Origin of the sequence: Chromobacterium haemolyticum, from assembly GCF_002081825.1 — a bacterium.
Classification (GTDB): Bacteria; Pseudomonadota; Gammaproteobacteria; order Burkholderiales; family Chromobacteriaceae; genus Chromobacterium; species Chromobacterium fluminis.
The window spans coordinates 1-15102 of sequence record NZ_MUKU01000038.1 but is presented as its reverse complement, the minus strand read 5'-3'; the positions used below and the strand labels follow the sequence as shown (position 1 = coordinate 15102).

Sequence of the window (15102 nt, the reverse complement as noted above, 5' to 3'; positions counted from 1 at the left end):
TGTCATTAGTGGAACAGGGTGAACAGCCCTTTGCCGCCCACCTTGTAGTTGAGATCGCGCGGCCGCTCGCCCATGGGCTTGGCGCCGCTGCCGCCGACGATCTTGTACGGGGCCACTTCCTTGCCCACCACGGTGTTGGCGGTGACCACCGCGCCGCGGCCGATGCGCGCGCCGTGGCCGATCAGCGCGCCGGTGGCGATCCAGGCGTAGTCGTCGATGTAGACCGGCGCCGATACCGACCAGAATTCCGGCGCGCTCAGGTCGTGGCTGCCGGCGATGATTTTGGCGTAGGAGGCAATGGCGACATGATCGCCGATGATCAGCCCGGCGCGGGCGTCCAGCAGGCAATGCCAGGCCACGCAGCTGTCCGCGCCTATCACCAGATTGTTGACCCCCAGCACCTCGGTGTTGCGCCACACGCTGGAGCCCTTGCCGATGCGCGCGCCGCCCAGGCGCAGCCAGGCCAAGCGCAGATGATGGGACGGCAGTTTGTTGATCAGAATGTTGTAGCACTGCTCCCAGGCGCGCAGCCAGCGGTCCTTGAAAGTGGGCCAGTTGAGGCCGTAACGCGGCACCAGTTGGGTGGGCACTTCGTCGCGCAGCAGCGCGTAGAAGCGGCTCGCCAACGGATGCGGGATGCGGCTTTCCATATTCACGGAAACGATGGAGACGCGCGGCTCCGCGGCGTCGCCCTCTTCGAAGGCCACATTATTGGCCAGCATCCAGTCGTAGGCGGCGGCCAGTTCCGCCGCCGGAACGCCAAGGCGCGCGGCGTAGCCGTCCAGGCGCTCGCGCAGCGCGCTGCTGTGGTAAATACGGTGGCGTAGCGTCAGCGCCGGCGGCGCGGGGGGAAGGTCGGTCGGGTTCATCGCGGTTTCGCTTTCGAATCGATTGGCGCGGAGCCTGCCGGCGCGGAGAGGGTCAACAGCGGGTCGCCGCGGCCGGCCAGCCGGCGCGCCGCTTGCAGATTGACGCCCATCAGCAGCCAGAACAGGCCGATCAGCACCATGGTGAAGCTGTAATAGTGGTCAAACAGACCGGTGAGCAGCGCAGCCAGCAAGCCGGACAGGGTGCCGAGCCAGATGGCGCGCTCCGGGTCCAGCGCGGACAAGGGGCCACGCGGCCGCGCCTCGCGCCACCAAGCCACGGTGACGGCGACGAATAGCAACATGCCGGGCGCGCCCAGCTTGTAGACGAAGTTGAGCCACAGATTGGAGATGCCGAGCAGGCCGCTGTCCGGCGGCGGCGGATCCACCTTGAAACCCAGGCCCAGCGGGTAAGCGCGCACCGCGTCGGGGAAGCGGCGGTATTCGTCCATGCGCACCTCGGTGCTGGCGTTGCTGGCGGAAAAGGTCGTGGCCAGACGCTGTTGCAAGGGCGGGTAAAACAGGACCAAGGCCAGGCCCAGCGCCGCGGCCAGGCCGATGATGCGGCCGGCATGCGGCGCGCGCCGCCAGCTCAGCCAAAGCAAGACCAGCGCCAGGCTGACGATGGCCCCGCGTGAAATGCTGAACAACAGGCCGGCCGCGCCCAACAGCGCCACCGTCAAGCCCAGCAGCCGGCGCCAGCCGCGCTGCGTCAAACCGTAAAAGAAAGCCAGCGGCAGGAAGAGCGCCAACGCGCCGCCGGTGAGGTTGGGGTGCACCCAGGGCGAGGCCATGCGGGTGTAGTTGGCGGAGAAGATGTCGCGCACCGCTTCCGGGTGGGCGTAGCGCAGTTTCTCCAGCACCGGGATGAAGCTGTTGGCGTCGCGGTCCTTGAGAAAGTAGCCGATGGACAGCAGCAGCATGGCCAGCGTCCCCAACAGCAACATCACGATCAGACGGTCGCGGCTGCGCTCGTCCGGCAGCAACAGCGGGGCCAGGAACAAGGCGGACAGATTAAGCAGCCAGCGCGCCCAGTTGACCGGGCCGTTGCCGTCGGCCTGCACCATCAGCTGTCCCGCCAAAAACGGCAGCAGGCTGAAGGCCATCAGCCACAACAAGCGCCGCTCGACGCGGCCGCTCGGCCATTGCAGGACGCCGACGGCCAAGCGCGGCAGCGCGCCCAGCCAGGCCAGGCCCAGCAGCGCCTCGGATACGGTGACGCGCACGCCCAGTTGCACCGTGGAATAGGGCGTCAGGGTGGCGGCGAAGCCGAACAAAACCAGCCCCAGCAGCGGCGCGCGCAGCACGGCGACTCCGGCGCAGGCGGCGGCCAGCGCCAGCGCGGCGGCGGCCGGGCTGAAGGCCAGCAAGCCGCCGAACAATAGCCCGCAGACCAGGGCGAGCGCGCGGTTCAGCGGCGTCATGCCAGCAGCCGGTCCAATAGCTGATCCACGCGGCGGCGATAGGCATCCATATCGTAGCGTCGCGCCCAGGCGCGGTTGGCGTCGGCGTCGCCGTCCGGCCCGGCCGCGGCCAGCCGGTGCATCAGGGCTTGCAGCCCGCTGGCGTCGTTGGGGGCGAAGCGCGCCGCTTGCGGCGGCGCGACTTCGTCCAGCGCCGAGCCTGTGGCCACCGCCACCGGCGTGCCTTGCGCCAGCGCCTCTATCACCGGCAGGCCGAAGCCTTCCGCGTAGGACGGTTGCCACAGCCGTTCCGCCGCCGCGTACACCGCGCTCAACATGCCGTCGTCCAGATCGCTGAGCCAGATCAGCCCCTCCAGCCGACGCAGTTCCGCCGGCAGGTCTTCCGGCCGCGCCACCAACGCCAATGCCGGCAGGTCCGGCTGGCGCTGACGCGCCTTCCTCCATTGCTCAACAAACCAGGGCATGTTCTTGCGCGGTTCGCGCGCGCCCACCGCCAGCCAGTAGCGCGCCGGCAGCGAGGCCGGCAGCGCCGCGGCCGGCGCGGCCGGCTGCGGCACCGCGTTGGGCAGCAGCGCCAGTTTGGCGCGCTGACGCGGGAACAGCCGCGCGGCGGCGTCGGCGGTGAATTGCGACGGTGTCCATATCGCGTCGGCGCGCTGCAAGGAGCGCGCGGTGCCGATCCAGTCGATCACGCGGTAAGCCAGCGCGCGCAGCAAGCTGACGTGGTAGTTGTCCAGGGTCAGCTGGAACACATCGTGCAGCAGCATGGCGTAGCGCACGCCGCCGGGCGCGCGCCAGAGCGGCAGGCCGGTGTTGGCGGTGGCGATGTACAGGTCCAGCCGACGGGCGCGGATGGCCCGCGGCAAAAAACGGCATTCGAAATGCCAACGCTCGCGTGGGCGGTGCAGTCCGTCCGCAGGACTGGGCCGCGCCGGGCATTCGGCCAGCCGCCGGTGGGGATGGTCTGCCGGACAGGCGGTGAAGCGCAGCACTTCCACGTTCGGCCGCGCCGCCAACGCGGCTTCCAGCGCCAGCACTTGCCGCGCGATGCCGGAGCGCGGCGCGGCGGTGACCGGACGGTAATCAATTCCGATGCGCATGTCTCAGCTCCCGATACAAGGTTTCCAGCTGGTCGGCGGCGATGGCCCAATCGTGCCGCCTCCTCACGTATTCCCGCCCGGCCGCGCCCAGGCTGGCGGCGCGCTCCGGCCGGCTCAGCAGCGCGGCGGCGGCCTCGGCCAGCTGCTCGGCGTCGTCGCCCCTCAGGTAATCGCTGTCGGGCCGCAGGTCCAGTCCGGACGCGCCCTGCGGCGTGCTCAGCAGCGCCAGGCCCGCGGCCAGCGCCTCCAGCACTTTGAGCTTGGAGCCTCCGCCCTGACGCAGCCCGGCGATGAAGGCGGCGGCGCGGCGCTGCTGCGTCGAGAGTTCCGGCACAAAGCCCAGCCACTCCAGGCGCTCGTCCGGCCACCGCCGCGCCCAGTCTTCCGGCATCGCGTAACCGCATATCGCCAGCCGCGCCCGCGGCAGCCGCCGCCACAGCCGCGGCATCACTTCCTCCGCCAGCCAGACGACGGCGTCGCGGTTGGGCGGGTATTCGAAATTGCCGACGAACAGCAGGCGCTGGCTGGCGTAATCCGGGCGGACTTCGGCGAAGGCGTCGGCGTCCACGCCGTTGATCACCACGTCCACCAGCCGGCCGCTGTGCTGAGCCATTGCCTCGGCATCCTCCCAGGTGACGGCGGCGACGCGCTCGGCGGCGTTCAACGCCAGGGCCGCCCAGCGCCGATAACGCCAGCGGTCCCACCACACAAAGGGCGCGCACCAGCGCGGCAGGTGCTGATAAGTGGCCGCGCCCAGCTCGGATTCGACATTGTGCTCGGTCAGCAGGAAAGGCTGACCGTGGCGGCCCAACACGTCCAGAAAGGGCTGCAAGCCGTAACTGTGCTCGATTTGCACCACGTCCCAAGGCTGGCGCAGCAGGCCGTCGAAGGTTCGGCTCAAGTCCGGCGCCAGGCCGTTGACGCTGGCCAGCAGCGGATACGGGCCCAGCGCGGCGGCCAAGAGCGTCAGCGGGTGTTTCAGCGGACGGCGCGGCAGCACGATCAGCCGTTCAACAATGCTTTCCAGCTGGCGGCGGCAGGCGTCGCTGGCCGGCTCCTTGCTCTGCACCAGCAAGGTGATGCGATGGCCGCGCGCCGCCAGCGCGCGCAGCAGTTGGAACTGACGCAGCTTGCCCCCGCTGGTGGTGGGCCAGGGCAGATAAGGCAGGGTCCACAAGATACGCAGCGGCGGACACGCGCCGGTGTAACCGAGGGAAAGAGGACGGTGAAGAGACCCCGGTTTCATTCTCGCCACTCCAAAATTTGCAGCTGCGGCGTCACCGTCACGCGCAGGCTGTCTCCGGCGGCGCTCAAGGCTGTGCTGCCTCCGCTCAGCGGCTGACGCAGCGTGGCGCGGGCGATGCCGGGCAAACGCGCCGCGCCGCCGCTCGCGCTCCAGAACATCCACAGGTGCGCGCCGTCCGGCTTGCGCCAGGCGATGCTGTACAAACCATCCGGCGCGGCGTCCAAGCGCGGCGGGGCCGCCGGCTCCAGCCGCGGGCCGGTAATGGCGAGGAAGCGCGCCAGGGCCTTGTAGGCGGGCTTGGGTTTGCCGTCGAGATCCAGCAGGCCGTAGCCGCGGTCGCGCGCGCTGGCGCGCTGGTCCAGATCGGACAACGCGAACAGGAAGACGCGGTCGTAATCCAGCGCGCTCATCAACGCCAGCCGACGCAATAGATAATCCGCCTGGCCGTCGCGGCCGATGATGTCCTGCTCCTCCTTGGGCCCGGCGTAGCTGGACCAGCCCCATTCGGTGGCCCAGATCCCCGGCGCCTTGACCTGGCGCAGCCGGGCGTTGATCTGCTGCGCGCGCAGCACGAAGTCCCGCGTTTTAGGATCGTCGCCCTCCGGCTGCTGGCTGTACGGATGGTAGGCGACGATGGTTTTCAGGTTCAGGCTTCCCTTCTTGCCCAGCTCCTCCAGCATCAGCCCGCCGCGCACCGGCATCTGACTGTAATAAGCCATGCCGGCCATCACCACCGGCTTGCCCGGCGCAGCGGCGCGCAGCGCTTCGGCGCTGGCCTGCAACAAACGGCCGTACCCTTCCGGGCTGGGCAGCGGCCGCCAGAAGCCGGGCAGATTGGGTTCGTTCCACACCTGCCAGGCATCCACCGTCGGATAGCGCCGCGCCAACATGGCCATGCGCTTGGCGAACACCTTGTCGTCCTTGGGCGGGTACTGGTCGCTGGAGCCAAGCAGCGGCGGCACGCTGCTGGCGAAGGGCGCCGACCCCACCAAGTAAAAGACCGATTTGAGCTTCTGCGCCTTTAGCGTGTCCACCAGTTGGTCCAGCGGCGCAAACACAAACTGGTTTTCCTTGGGCTCGTGGCGATCCCAATGCAGGTCCACGCGCACCCAGTTCAGGCCAAGCGACTTGAGCTGCTGCATCTGGCGCTGGTATTGCGGCGGCGTGAACCACAGGAAATGCGCGTTGACGCCAAGGAAATCGCGCCACACCACCGGCCGGCCGGCGGTTAGCTCGGTGGTTTCCGCGCGCGGGCCAGCCGCGGCCAAACCCAGAACCGCCGCCAGAACCAACATCCGCCGCGTCGCGCCGCCGCGCGCGCTAGCCATGCGCTCTCTCCCGCAGCGCCGTCTGAAACAATTGCAGAAATTGCGTCGCCACCCGCGGCCAAGCGCGCTCCCGCCCCAAGCTCCGCGCCTGCTCGCTATGCTGACGCAAGCGCTCCGGCTGACGCAGCAGCCCGCTCAAGGTCCGGGCCAGCGCCGCGCTGTCGCCCCGGGGGTACACCGCGCCGTTGCCGAAGGAGGCCTCCTCGGCCAGGGCGCGGGCGTCGGAACAGACCACGCCGCGGCCGCAGGCCACCGCCCAGGACAGCGCGCCGCTGGCGCCGCACATCCGGCCCAGCAAGGCCAGCTTCCACGATTCCCGATAAGGCAGCACCATGGCGTGATTGGCCTGGATCAGGCCGGGGATCTCGGCCGCCGGCAGGTCCGGCCGCCATTCCAGCATGTCCCGGTGCAGCCCCAGCAGGATGGCTTGCTGGCGCAGGGATTCCAGATAAGAGCCGGAGCGGCCGAAGGCGACGTCCGGCGCCACTCCGCCCGCCAGGGTCAGCCTCACCCGGTCGCGGGTATCCGGCTCTTCCTGCAGCAGCGCCAGCGCGTCCAGCACATCCTCGATGCCCTTGCCCTGGTAGATGTAGCCGAAGTACAGCAGCCGCAACGGCCCTTGCGGCGGCAAGGCCGGCAACGGCTGAGCGGCGATCTCGCAATTGCCGTGCGCGATATGGAACACCCGCCCGTCCGGCAGCCGCATCCGCCGGGCCAGGCGCTCCGCGCCGATGGTCGTCAGCGTCACCAGCCGGGTCAAGCGCCGGGCCAGCCGCCGCTCTCGCGCCAGCGTCAGCGGAGCGGCCAGCAAGGCGGCGGCCTGGCCAAGCGGGCGCGGCAGCCGCCGCGGCAAGCCGGGCGGCCTCCAGACCAGGCGTTCCGGGTCATGAACGGTGGCGGTCAGCCTCAGTTCCGGCTGATGACGCGCCAGCCACTCCAGCGCCATGAACTCGCCGCAGCGCCCGCCTCCCAGCTCCGCGTGCACCAAGTCGAAATCGCTCCAATTCACGTTCTGCATCTGCCAGGACAGTTCCAGAGCGTTGCTCGCCAGCGGCTGCCCCCCCAGCGGAGAGACGACGCTGACGCCTTCGTTTTCCAAAGCCAGGCGCCAGGCGTCGGCATAGTCGGCAATGCCGTTCTGCTCCGACGGCAGCGGAGCCAACAGGGCGATCTTCATCGGCCTTCTCCTTTCCAGCGCGCCGCGCGTTTCAGCACGGCGGCGGGGATTTCAAAACGGCGGCGGTTGAGCACAATGCCGTCCACCTGTCCAAACGCGGCACCCAGGATGGCCAGCGCGTTTTCCACCACCGGCGCCGTGGAGGCGCGCGCCTCCACCACCAGCAGGATCAGATCGGCGCGCTTCAACTGCACAAAGGCCTGTTGATTGTCGAGCAGCGCCGGCGCCTCGATCAGCGCCACTTCGCCGGGGCCGACGCGCGCGTCGCCGGCGGCCAGTCTTGCCGGCACGCCTCGCTCGGCCAACACGCGCAGGAACTGGCCGGCGATGAAGCTGACGCCCTCGCCGCGCCGCGAGGACACCAGACCGATGACCAGGCCGTCCCGCGCCAGCTTGTCCGCCGGCAGTTGGCTGTAAAGTCGATAGATGCTGGCTTCGAACGCCGGAGGCGGGGTTTGGCCCGGCTCCAATTCCATCAGCGTGCTCCACAACGGCACGCCAAAACGGCGCTCAACGCCTCCGCCGTCGTGAATGCGCTGGTCCAGCAGGTAGCACAGGTAGAGCGCGAACAGCCCCACCGCCAAGCCGGCCGGCACCGCGGCCAACAGGATGGCCAGGCTCTTGGGAAACACTCGCGCCGGGCTAAAGGTGGCTTGCTCGATCACCGCGATATTGCTGATGCGGCTGTTGTCCAGCTCACGGTCGATGCGCGCTTTTTCCAGACTGTCGCGGTAGAGCAGGTAGTTCTTTTCCGCTACCGCCAGATTGCGCTCCAGCCGCGACAGCTCCGGCTCCACGCTCAGAATGCGCGCGCGCTCGTCCTTCAGCGCGGCGATGGCCTTGTCGTAAGCCGCCACCTTGGCCTTTAGCTCGCCGGCGCGCATGCCGCGCTCCAGCTTGCCGCGCTCCAGCAGATTGACGAGGTCGCTGGGCACGCGGTTTTCCGAGCGCTGCACCGTGTCTTTTTCGCGCGCGATCAGCGCCTTGAGCGCGGCGATGTTTTCGTCCAACTCGCGGATGGGCGGCGCGTCCGGCAAATAAGTCTTGAGCTTGTCCAGCCGCTCCAGCTCCAAGCCGTTGAGCTTGAGCTTGAGATCCTGCTGCGCCGGATTCAGGCTCAGTTCGCGCTCCTTGGTGATTTCACGCGGCAGCTTGCCGCCGCTGGCCTGGGCATTGGCGATGCCGCCCTGCGCCGCCATCCAGTCCGCCTGGTCGGCGCTGCGCGCCGCCTCCAGCTTGTTGAGCTGGTCGGTGAGGCTGTCCAGCCTCTCCTTGGAACTGATGCCGTCGATCTGGCGCAATTGCTGGCCGATACGTTCCTTGTAGCCGGCGATCTGCTCGGCCAGCTTGCCGCTCTCGGTTTCGTAAAACGCGTACAGGCTTTTGCGGCCCAGCGCGCGGCTGCGCTCATCGACGTACAAGGACAGCCACTTGGCCAGCACTTGCTGCGCCACCGCCGGATCGTCCCAGCTGAAAGCGATTTCCATCACCGCGGAGCCGCTCTGATGGCTGACGCTGAATTGTTTTTCCAGCCTGGCGGCCAGCCGCTCTTGCGGGGTCTGCGTTTCCACCACCCCGATCAGGGCCAGCGCGTCGCGCGCCCCGTCCAACACCGTACCCACCACCTGCTTCGCCTGATGCTTGAAGGTTTTCCACCAGCCTTGCGGCGGTGGAGAACGCATCTCGTTCAGGTAGTAGTCGGCGACTTGGTGGATGATGGGACGGCCGGTCAGCAGCTTTTCCTCATCCACGATGGGATCGCGCTGGGTGCTGGGCGCCACCAGCGTTTGGCGGTCGGCGTACTCGATCGGCAACGTACTGGTATCGCGGCCGGGCTTGACCAACAGCCGCGCTTCGGACTCGTAGCGGGCCGGCAGCAAGAACGCGCCCAGCACCGCCACCAGCACGGTGGCGGCGAACGCCCATTTGAACTCCCGCCGGAAGATGAAGAACAGGCGGGCCAGATCGCGGAAGGAGCGGATTTCTATCATGTCGCTATCGTCGGTGCGGACCAGAGGCTAACCGCCGGCCTTGATGGTGGGGTTGTTCTGGATATTGACGTTGTTGCTGCCTTTGCCGCCCAGGTCGTAATTCAGGCCTATGCCTATCGCCTTGGAGAAGGGCAGCAGCTGGTTGACGTACATGTCCACGCCTTCCACCGCCTTGCCGATGGCGGATTTGGGCACGAACACGATGTCGCCGCGTTGCAGCATGACGCCGCGCCTTCCGGCGGCAGGGTCCAGCATCCGCGCCAGATCGGTGAAATAGATTTGATACAGGCCGGTCTCGTCCATGCGCAGCAGCGCCACGTGCTCGCTGTCGGCGGACGGCAGCACGCCGCCGGCGCCGATCACCGCTTGTTCTATGCTGGCGGCGGCGCTCAGCTCAAAGGCGGACGGATTGCGCACCGCTCCGCCGACGAAGACGCGGTTGCCCGGCGCGATGGCGATGTTGACGGTGACTTGCGGCTGGCGGTACCGCGCGGACAGCCGGTCGGTGATCTCCGCCCCTATCTCCTCCGGCGTGCGGCCCCCGCCGCGGACCAGGCCGGCGTTGGGATAGGAAAAACTGCCGTCCGGACGCACGAAGAACAGCGCCATCTCGTCTTTTTCAGCCGGGGATTGCGCGTCGCGGACAATGCGCAGGGTGTCGCCGTTCATCACCCGCGTCACCGGCGGCGGCAATTGGCTGATGTCGCGCAGCGCCAGCTGCCGCGCTTCCACGGTCTTGGCGTCCGGCAGCGCGATGGTGCTGGGGGTGGAACAGGCCGTCAGTCCGCCCAGAACGGCAAACAACAGGACGGCGGCGAGTTTGACGGTGGTCATCGCATTCATTTCCAATAAGCGGGGAACATGCTGAGGCGGCGCTTGAGCGCGCGCGGCAGCCAACGTTCGACATGGCCCAGCCGATAGCCGGCCAGCTTGAGCGCGCAGCGCAGCAGCACTTCGGACTGCCGCCAGGGCTGGCCGGCGCGGCGAACCGTCTCCAGCTCCGAACGCACAAAGCGCCGCCCTTCCGCGCCGGCGCGGCCGAAGCGCTCGGCGATCCAGCGCTCGCGGCCGTAAAACACGCCGATGTCGAAATAGCGGCGCATTTCTTCCAACAGCCCGTAATCGTGCGAATGGTGGACGCAGGCGGCGGCCTCGTAGCGCACCGCCCAGCCGGCCAGCAGCATGCGGCCGGCGACGTGAGCGTCCTCGGAACCGATCACGTCCATGGGGAAACCGCCCACCTCGCGCAAGGCCTCGCGGCGATAGGCGGCGAAGGAGTCCGAACTGAAACAGGTCTTGATGCCCAGTTCGGCGGCGTCGGCCAGCCGCTTGGTGCGGCTGAACGGCGGGTAATTGAAGCGGCGCGCATGCGCGCCCAACAGGCCGGCGTCCGGCTGCGGCAGCTGGCGGCCGTAGGCGACGCCGATGTCGTCGTCCGCCAGCAGCGCGTCGCGCAAGCGGCGCAAGGCGTCGGGCCCGGCCGGGATGGCGTCCTGGGTCAGATAGATCAACACCTTGGCGTCGGTCAGCTCGCTGGCCAGCCGGCGCGTGCCGCCGTGATTGAAGTCCGCTGCGCGCACCGACACCACGCTGGCGCCGGCGGCCAACAGGCGCGCCCGGCTGCCGTCGCTGGACTCGCTGTCCAGCGCCAGCCATTCGTCCGGACGCAGGCTTTGCGCCGCCAGCGCCGGCAGCAGCCGGTCCAGATGGCGGCCGGCGTTGCGCACCGGCAGGATCAAGGCGGTGCGGCTCACGGCGCGGCCTCCGAGCGGCCGTAGTCGTCGGCGAAGCGCACGATGTCGTCCTCGCCCAGATATTCGCCGCTCTGCACCTCGATCAACACCAAGTCGATCAAGCCGGGGTTGCTCAATCTATGCGTTTCGCCGGCGGGAATGAAGGTGGATTCATTGGTATGCAGCAAGCGCTCTTCTTGGCCGTGGGTCACCATCGCGGTGCCGCTGACCACGATCCAGTGCTCGCTGCGGTGGTGGTGCATCTGCAAGGACAGCGACGCGCCCGGCTTCACCACGATGCGCTTGATCTTGTAGCGTTCGCTGTCCGCCAGCACGGTGTAATGGCCCCAGGGCCGCTGCGAGCTCAGATGCAGCCGCCAGGCAGGATGATTCTGGTCCTGCAGCCGCCGCGCCAGCTCGCGCACTTCCTGGCTGCGTCCGCGGTCGGCCACCAACAGGGCGTCCGGGGTGTCCACCACCGCCAGATTGTCCACGCCCAGCATCGCGATCAAGCGGCCGCGGCTCTGGATGAAGCAATCATGGCTGTCCCGCAGCAAGGCATCGCCGCTGACGCGGTTGCCGTCCGCGTCGGCCGGAAACTGCTCGGCCAGGCTGTCCCAGTTGCCGATATCGCTCCAGCCCAGTTCGCAGCGCACCACTGCCGCGGCGCGGGTGCGCTCCATGACCGCGTAATCGATGGAAATGTCCGGGCAACGGCCAAAACGCTCGCGCTCCAGCGCCCGCAAGCGGTGGTCCGCGCTCTGGGACGCCGGGCTGTGCGCCAGGCAATCCCGCACCGCCGCCAACACGTCGGGCGCGTGTTCGGCCAGTTCCTCGCACAAAGCCGCGGCGGAAAAGCAGAACATGCCGCTGTTCCACAAATGACGGTCGCCGGCCAGATAGCCTTCGGCGGCGGCAAGGTCCGGCTTTTCCACGAAGCGCGTCACTTCCTGCCCGTCGGCGCCTATCGCCGCGCCGGCCTCGATGTAGCCGAAACCGGTTTCCGCACGGCTGGGCGTCAAGCCGAAAACGACAATGCGTCCGTCGCCGGCCAGCCGCGCGGCTTTCTCCACCGCGGCGGCGAAGGCGGCTTCGTCGGCGATCAGATGATCCGCCGGCAGCGCCAATAGCAAGGGATTCGCCGCCGGTTCGCGCTCCAGCAGGTCCGCGGCGGCCGCCGCCAGCGCTGGAGCGGTATTGCGCCCTTCCGGCTCCAACAGCAGCTCCAACGCCAACCCGCCGGCGTTGACCGCCCGGCATTCGTCCAGGGTGCGCAGTTGCGCCTGCTGATTGGTGATGATCATCACCCGCTTCACCCCCGGCAGGCGCGCGGCGCGCAGAAAGGCCTTCTGCAGCAGGCTCTGATCGTCGGCCAAGCGGATGAAGGGTTTGGGAAAAGCCTGCCGGGACACCGGCCACAAGCGGGTACCGGCGCCGCCGGACACGATGCAGGGAATCAGTTCTGGAATTTGGGTTTGCATGGCGGCCTCAATAGGCTTCGTCGGCCGACAGCACGGCCGGCAGAGTGCGGATCAGAATGTAGGCGTCGAACCACAGCGACCAGTTCTCGATGTATTCGAGATCGTGCGCCACCCGGCCCTCTATCTTGGCCAGCGTGTCGGTTTCGCCGCGGTAGCCGTTGACCTGGGCCCAGCCGGTAATGCCCGGCTTGACCCGATGGCGGGCGGAATACTCCGCCACCGCGTCTTCGAACAAGACACCGGCGGCCTTGGTGGCGGTTGCGTGCGGACGCGGCCCCACCATGGACATGCTGCCGCCCAGCACATTGAGCAATTGCGGCAGTTCGTCCAGGCTGGTCTTGCGGATGAAGCGCCCAACGCGAGTCACGCGCGGGTCGCTGCGTGTGGTTTGCGCCTCGGCGTCGGCGTCGGTCCGCTCCACGTACATGGAGCGGAATTTGTAGACCTCGATCAAACGGTTGTTGTAGCCGTAGCGCCTTTGCCGGAACAACACCGGCCCCGGCGAATCCAGCTTGATCAACAAGGCGATCAGCAACATCAGCGGCGCGGTCAGCGCCAGCGCGCAAACGGCGAGCAGCACGTCCTCGCAGCGTTTGAGCAAGGGGGACCACCCCTTGAGCGGACGCTCGGAAATATTGAACATCGGCAACCCCGCCACCGCGGTCACCCGATGATGAGCGTGCTGCAAGCCCGCCATGTCCGGCGCCAGCAGCACCGTCACCGGCAAGCGTCGCAGCATGCTGACCAAGTCTCCCATCCGCTTGACCGCCGCCCAAGGCAGCGCCACCAGGATTTGCTGTACCTCGCCCTCACGCACCATCGTCTCCAGCCGACGCATGCCGCCCAAATAAGGCAGGCCGGCCATGGCGTGCTGCAAGCGGTCCGAACGATCGTCCACAAAGCCAATCACGCAGGCGCGGATGTCCGCGTTTTCCTTCAGAAAACCGGCCAGCAAATGGCCGCTGGCAGTACAACCCAGGATCACCGTGCGTTGCAGGCCCACGCCGCGACGCACCAGCCGGCGGCACCAGACGTGCACCAACAAGCGCTGCGCCAGCAATAAGGCCAGCGTCGCCGTAAACCAGACCGGCCACAGCCGGTCCGGCAAGGCGGCCAAGGCCGGGGACAGCCCGCGGGCCAGCCACAAGACCAAAAACAACATCACGCACGCCGCGGCCAAGGGCCGCAGGCGCAACTGACGCAAAAACATGCTTCCGCCGTAAACGCCCAGCGCCTGAAAAGACAGCAAAGCCAGCGCGCCGACCAGCAACAAGAGCTGTCCGGCCTGCCCGCGGGCCGCCGCGGCGGCCGGCTCAAGCAGCAGCAACACACAGCCGGGCGCCAGCACCATCGCCAGGTGCGTCAACCGGGCCAACAGCCGCAGATAGGTCAAGGTCTCGGGGTAGAACTGCACCAAGCCATCCACATTGCGAATTCGCATATTGCAAACCATTAAGTTTAATTTGATTAAACAAATCCACCTTTTCAGTTTAAAATTTTAATTTAATGTCTTTAAACCTTTTGCGCAATATCGCAGCAAAGCGCCCCCAGCGCAACCAGGATTTGCGCTGTACCTTGAAATCTGTTGTCAAAATGAATGTAAAGCGAAGTTGGCAGGCTGACTGCGCGGCGATTTATCGATTAAAATCACGACATCAGCCTTAGAAGGAACGATGCGATGTATCAGTCCGATTTCACCCAATTCATCAACGGCTTCCTGGAAGAACACCCGGAAGTGGACAGCCAGCGCCGCGAGCTGCGCCTGACCCTGTGGGACCGTCAATTGAACGCCGACGACCAGAAACGCTGGAAAGAATCCCGCGTTCCGCAACAGCCCTACGTTTACCAGCCGGAATAAACCCGGCTCCCCGCCTGACCCGACGCCCGCGCCGCGGGCGTTTCCGATTGCACTGCATACCCCATGACCAGCCGCACCCTGGCGCTAGACGGCGCCTTGCACGATTACCTGCTGAACATCAGCCTCAGCGAACATCCGGTGATGCGCGAGCTACGCGAATTCACCGCCACTCTCCGCCTGGCCAAGATGCAAATCGCGCCGGAACAAGGTCAGTTCATGGCCTGGCTGGCTCAACTGATAGGCGCGCGCCGCTATCTGGAGATCGGCGTGTTCACCGGCTACAGCTCGCTGGCGGTGACCTTGGCGATGCCGGCGGACAGCCGCACGCTGGCCTGCGACGTCAGCGAAACCTTCACCGCCGTCGCCCGCGACTACTGGACCCGCGCCGGCGTCGCCGATCGCATCGAACTGGTGCTGCAACCGGCGCTCGCCACCTTGCGCGAGCAACTGGCCGCCGGCCAGGCCGGCCAGTACGACCTGGCCTTCATCGACGCGGACAAGCCCGCCTACCGCGACTATTACGAGGCCTGCCTGCAACTGGTGCGCCCCGGCGGCGTGATCGCCATCGACAATATCTTCCTGTCCGGCCGCGTGGTGGAACCCAAGCCGGAAGACCCGCCCGGCGTGCACCTGATGCACGAATTCAACGCCAGCCTGAAGCACGACCCGCGCATCCGCATGTGCGTGCTGCCGGTGGGGGATGGGCTGACCTTGTGCACGCGGCGGGTCTAAGAGCCTGTTCACGATCTTTTGAGCAACAGCACGAGGAAGGCTAAATGGATGAACTGCAAGCTGGTATTGAGTTTCCGCTCGCAGTTCTTCCATAACCGTCGGCATTTCTCAAGCCAAGCAAATGAGCGCTCCACCACCCAACGTTGAGGCATCACCGCAAATTGGT

At 67.2% G+C, this 15102-nt stretch carries 14 protein-coding genes; 2 read left to right on the top strand and 12 right to left on the bottom strand.

Annotated elements, in window-relative coordinates:
• Window positions 1-5 precede the first annotated feature (5 nt).
• The 11 genes from B0T39_RS20565 to B0T39_RS20515 are packed head-to-tail and all read right to left on the bottom strand — an operon-like array spanning window position 6 to window position 13787.
• Complete coding sequence (locus B0T39_RS20565; protein ID WP_019101438.1) at window positions 6-869, bottom strand: acyltransferase; 864 nt, start codon at window positions 867-869, stop codon at window positions 6-8.
• Window positions 866-2290, bottom strand: a complete 1425-nt coding sequence (locus tag B0T39_RS20560) for an O-antigen ligase family protein (protein WP_081549957.1) — start codon at window positions 2288-2290, stop codon at window positions 866-868. The genes B0T39_RS20565 and B0T39_RS20560 overlap by 4 nt, the downstream gene beginning before the upstream one ends.
• Window positions 2287-3390, bottom strand: a complete 1104-nt coding sequence (locus B0T39_RS20555) for a glycosyltransferase family 4 protein (RefSeq protein ID WP_081549955.1) — start codon at window positions 3388-3390, stop codon at window positions 2287-2289. The genes B0T39_RS20560 and B0T39_RS20555 overlap by 4 nt, the downstream gene beginning before the upstream one ends.
• Entirely contained in the window at window positions 3374-4636 is a 1263-nt protein-coding gene (locus B0T39_RS20550) for a glycosyltransferase (RefSeq protein WP_217806302.1), read from the bottom strand. Before B0T39_RS20550 ends, B0T39_RS20555 begins: the two co-directional genes overlap by 17 nt.
• On the bottom strand, window positions 4633-5964 hold the full coding sequence (locus tag B0T39_RS20545) for a cellulase family glycosylhydrolase (protein ID WP_081549953.1): 1332 nt from the start codon (window positions 5962-5964) through the stop codon (window positions 4633-4635). Before B0T39_RS20545 ends, B0T39_RS20550 begins: the two co-directional genes overlap by 4 nt.
• Window positions 5957-7141 carry a glycosyltransferase gene (locus tag B0T39_RS20540; RefSeq protein WP_081549951.1) on the bottom strand — a complete coding sequence of 395 codons (1185 nt, stop codon included), beginning with the start codon at window positions 7139-7141 and terminating at the stop codon, window positions 5957-5959. Before B0T39_RS20540 ends, B0T39_RS20545 begins: the two co-directional genes overlap by 8 nt.
• Window positions 7138-9132 (bottom strand): GumC family protein, encoded by a 1995-nt coding sequence (locus B0T39_RS20535; RefSeq protein ID WP_081549949.1) that lies wholly within the window; start codon window positions 9130-9132, stop codon window positions 7138-7140. Before B0T39_RS20535 ends, B0T39_RS20540 begins: the two co-directional genes overlap by 4 nt.
• Before the next feature lie 27 nt (window positions 9133-9159).
• Window positions 9160-9966, bottom strand: coding sequence for a polysaccharide biosynthesis/export family protein (locus B0T39_RS20530; protein ID WP_081549947.1), 807 nt, complete (start codon window positions 9964-9966; stop codon window positions 9160-9162).
• A 5-nt stretch (window positions 9967-9971) separates the two neighbouring features.
• A complete protein-coding gene (locus B0T39_RS20525) occupies window positions 9972-10886 on the bottom strand; it encodes a glycosyltransferase family 2 protein (protein WP_081549945.1) in 915 nt (304 codons plus the stop codon).
• Window positions 10883-12346 (bottom strand): mannose-1-phosphate guanylyltransferase/mannose-6-phosphate isomerase, encoded by a 1464-nt coding sequence (locus B0T39_RS20520; protein ID WP_081549943.1) that lies wholly within the window; start codon window positions 12344-12346, stop codon window positions 10883-10885. The genes B0T39_RS20525 and B0T39_RS20520 overlap by 4 nt, the downstream gene beginning before the upstream one ends.
• Window positions 12347-12353: 7 nt before the next feature.
• Entirely contained in the window at window positions 12354-13787 is a 1434-nt protein-coding gene (locus B0T39_RS20515; protein WP_081549997.1) for an undecaprenyl-phosphate glucose phosphotransferase, read from the bottom strand.
• A 237-nt stretch (window positions 13788-14024) separates the two neighbouring features.
• Here B0T39_RS20515 and B0T39_RS20510 point away from each other — a divergent pair, with 237 nt between their 5' ends.
• Window positions 14025-14204, top strand: coding sequence for a DUF3460 family protein (locus B0T39_RS20510; RefSeq protein ID WP_019101069.1), 180 nt, complete (start codon window positions 14025-14027; stop codon window positions 14202-14204).
• 63 nt (window positions 14205-14267) lie between these two features.
• Window positions 14268-14936, top strand: a complete 669-nt coding sequence (locus B0T39_RS20505; RefSeq protein ID WP_081549941.1) for a class I SAM-dependent methyltransferase — start codon at window positions 14268-14270, stop codon at window positions 14934-14936.
• 8 nt (window positions 14937-14944) lie between these two features.
• Here B0T39_RS20505 and B0T39_RS20500 read toward each other — a convergent pair.
• Window positions 14945-15102 (bottom strand): transposase (locus tag B0T39_RS20500; protein WP_141111204.1); only part of this gene is annotated, 158 nt, incomplete at its 5' end.

Coding starts and splice junctions, on each gene's coding strand:
- B0T39_RS20505 (WP_081549941.1), top strand. CDS start 14,268: ATGACCAGCCGCACCCTGGCGCTAGACGGCGCCTTGCACGATTACCTG.
- B0T39_RS20540 (WP_081549951.1), bottom strand. CDS start 7,141: ATGAAGATCGCCCTGTTGGCTCCGCTGCCGTCGGAGCAGAACGGCATT.
- B0T39_RS20560 (WP_081549957.1), bottom strand. CDS start 2,290: ATGACGCCGCTGAACCGCGCGCTCGCCCTGGTCTGCGGGCTATTGTTC.
- B0T39_RS20515 (WP_081549997.1), bottom strand. CDS start 13,787: ATGCGAATTCGCAATGTGGATGGCTTGGTGCAGTTCTACCCCGAGACC.
- B0T39_RS20530 (WP_081549947.1), bottom strand. CDS start 9,966: ATGACCACCGTCAAACTCGCCGCCGTCCTGTTGTTTGCCGTTCTGGGC.
- B0T39_RS20510 (WP_019101069.1), top strand. CDS start 14,025: ATGTATCAGTCCGATTTCACCCAATTCATCAACGGCTTCCTGGAAGAA.
- B0T39_RS20555 (WP_081549955.1), bottom strand. CDS start 3,390: ATGCGCATCGGAATTGATTACCGTCCGGTCACCGCCGCGCCGCGCTCC.
- B0T39_RS20550 (WP_217806302.1), bottom strand. CDS start 4,636: ATGAAACCGGGGTCTCTTCACCGTCCTCTTTCCCTCGGTTACACCGGC.
- B0T39_RS20535 (WP_081549949.1), bottom strand. CDS start 9,132: ATGATAGAAATCCGCTCCTTCCGCGATCTGGCCCGCCTGTTCTTCATC.
- B0T39_RS20565 (WP_019101438.1), bottom strand. CDS start 869: ATGAACCCGACCGACCTTCCCCCCGCGCCGCCGGCGCTGACGCTACGC.
- B0T39_RS20520 (WP_081549943.1), bottom strand. CDS start 12,346: ATGCAAACCCAAATTCCAGAACTGATTCCCTGCATCGTGTCCGGCGGC.
- B0T39_RS20545 (WP_081549953.1), bottom strand. CDS start 5,964: ATGGCTAGCGCGCGCGGCGGCGCGACGCGGCGGATGTTGGTTCTGGCG.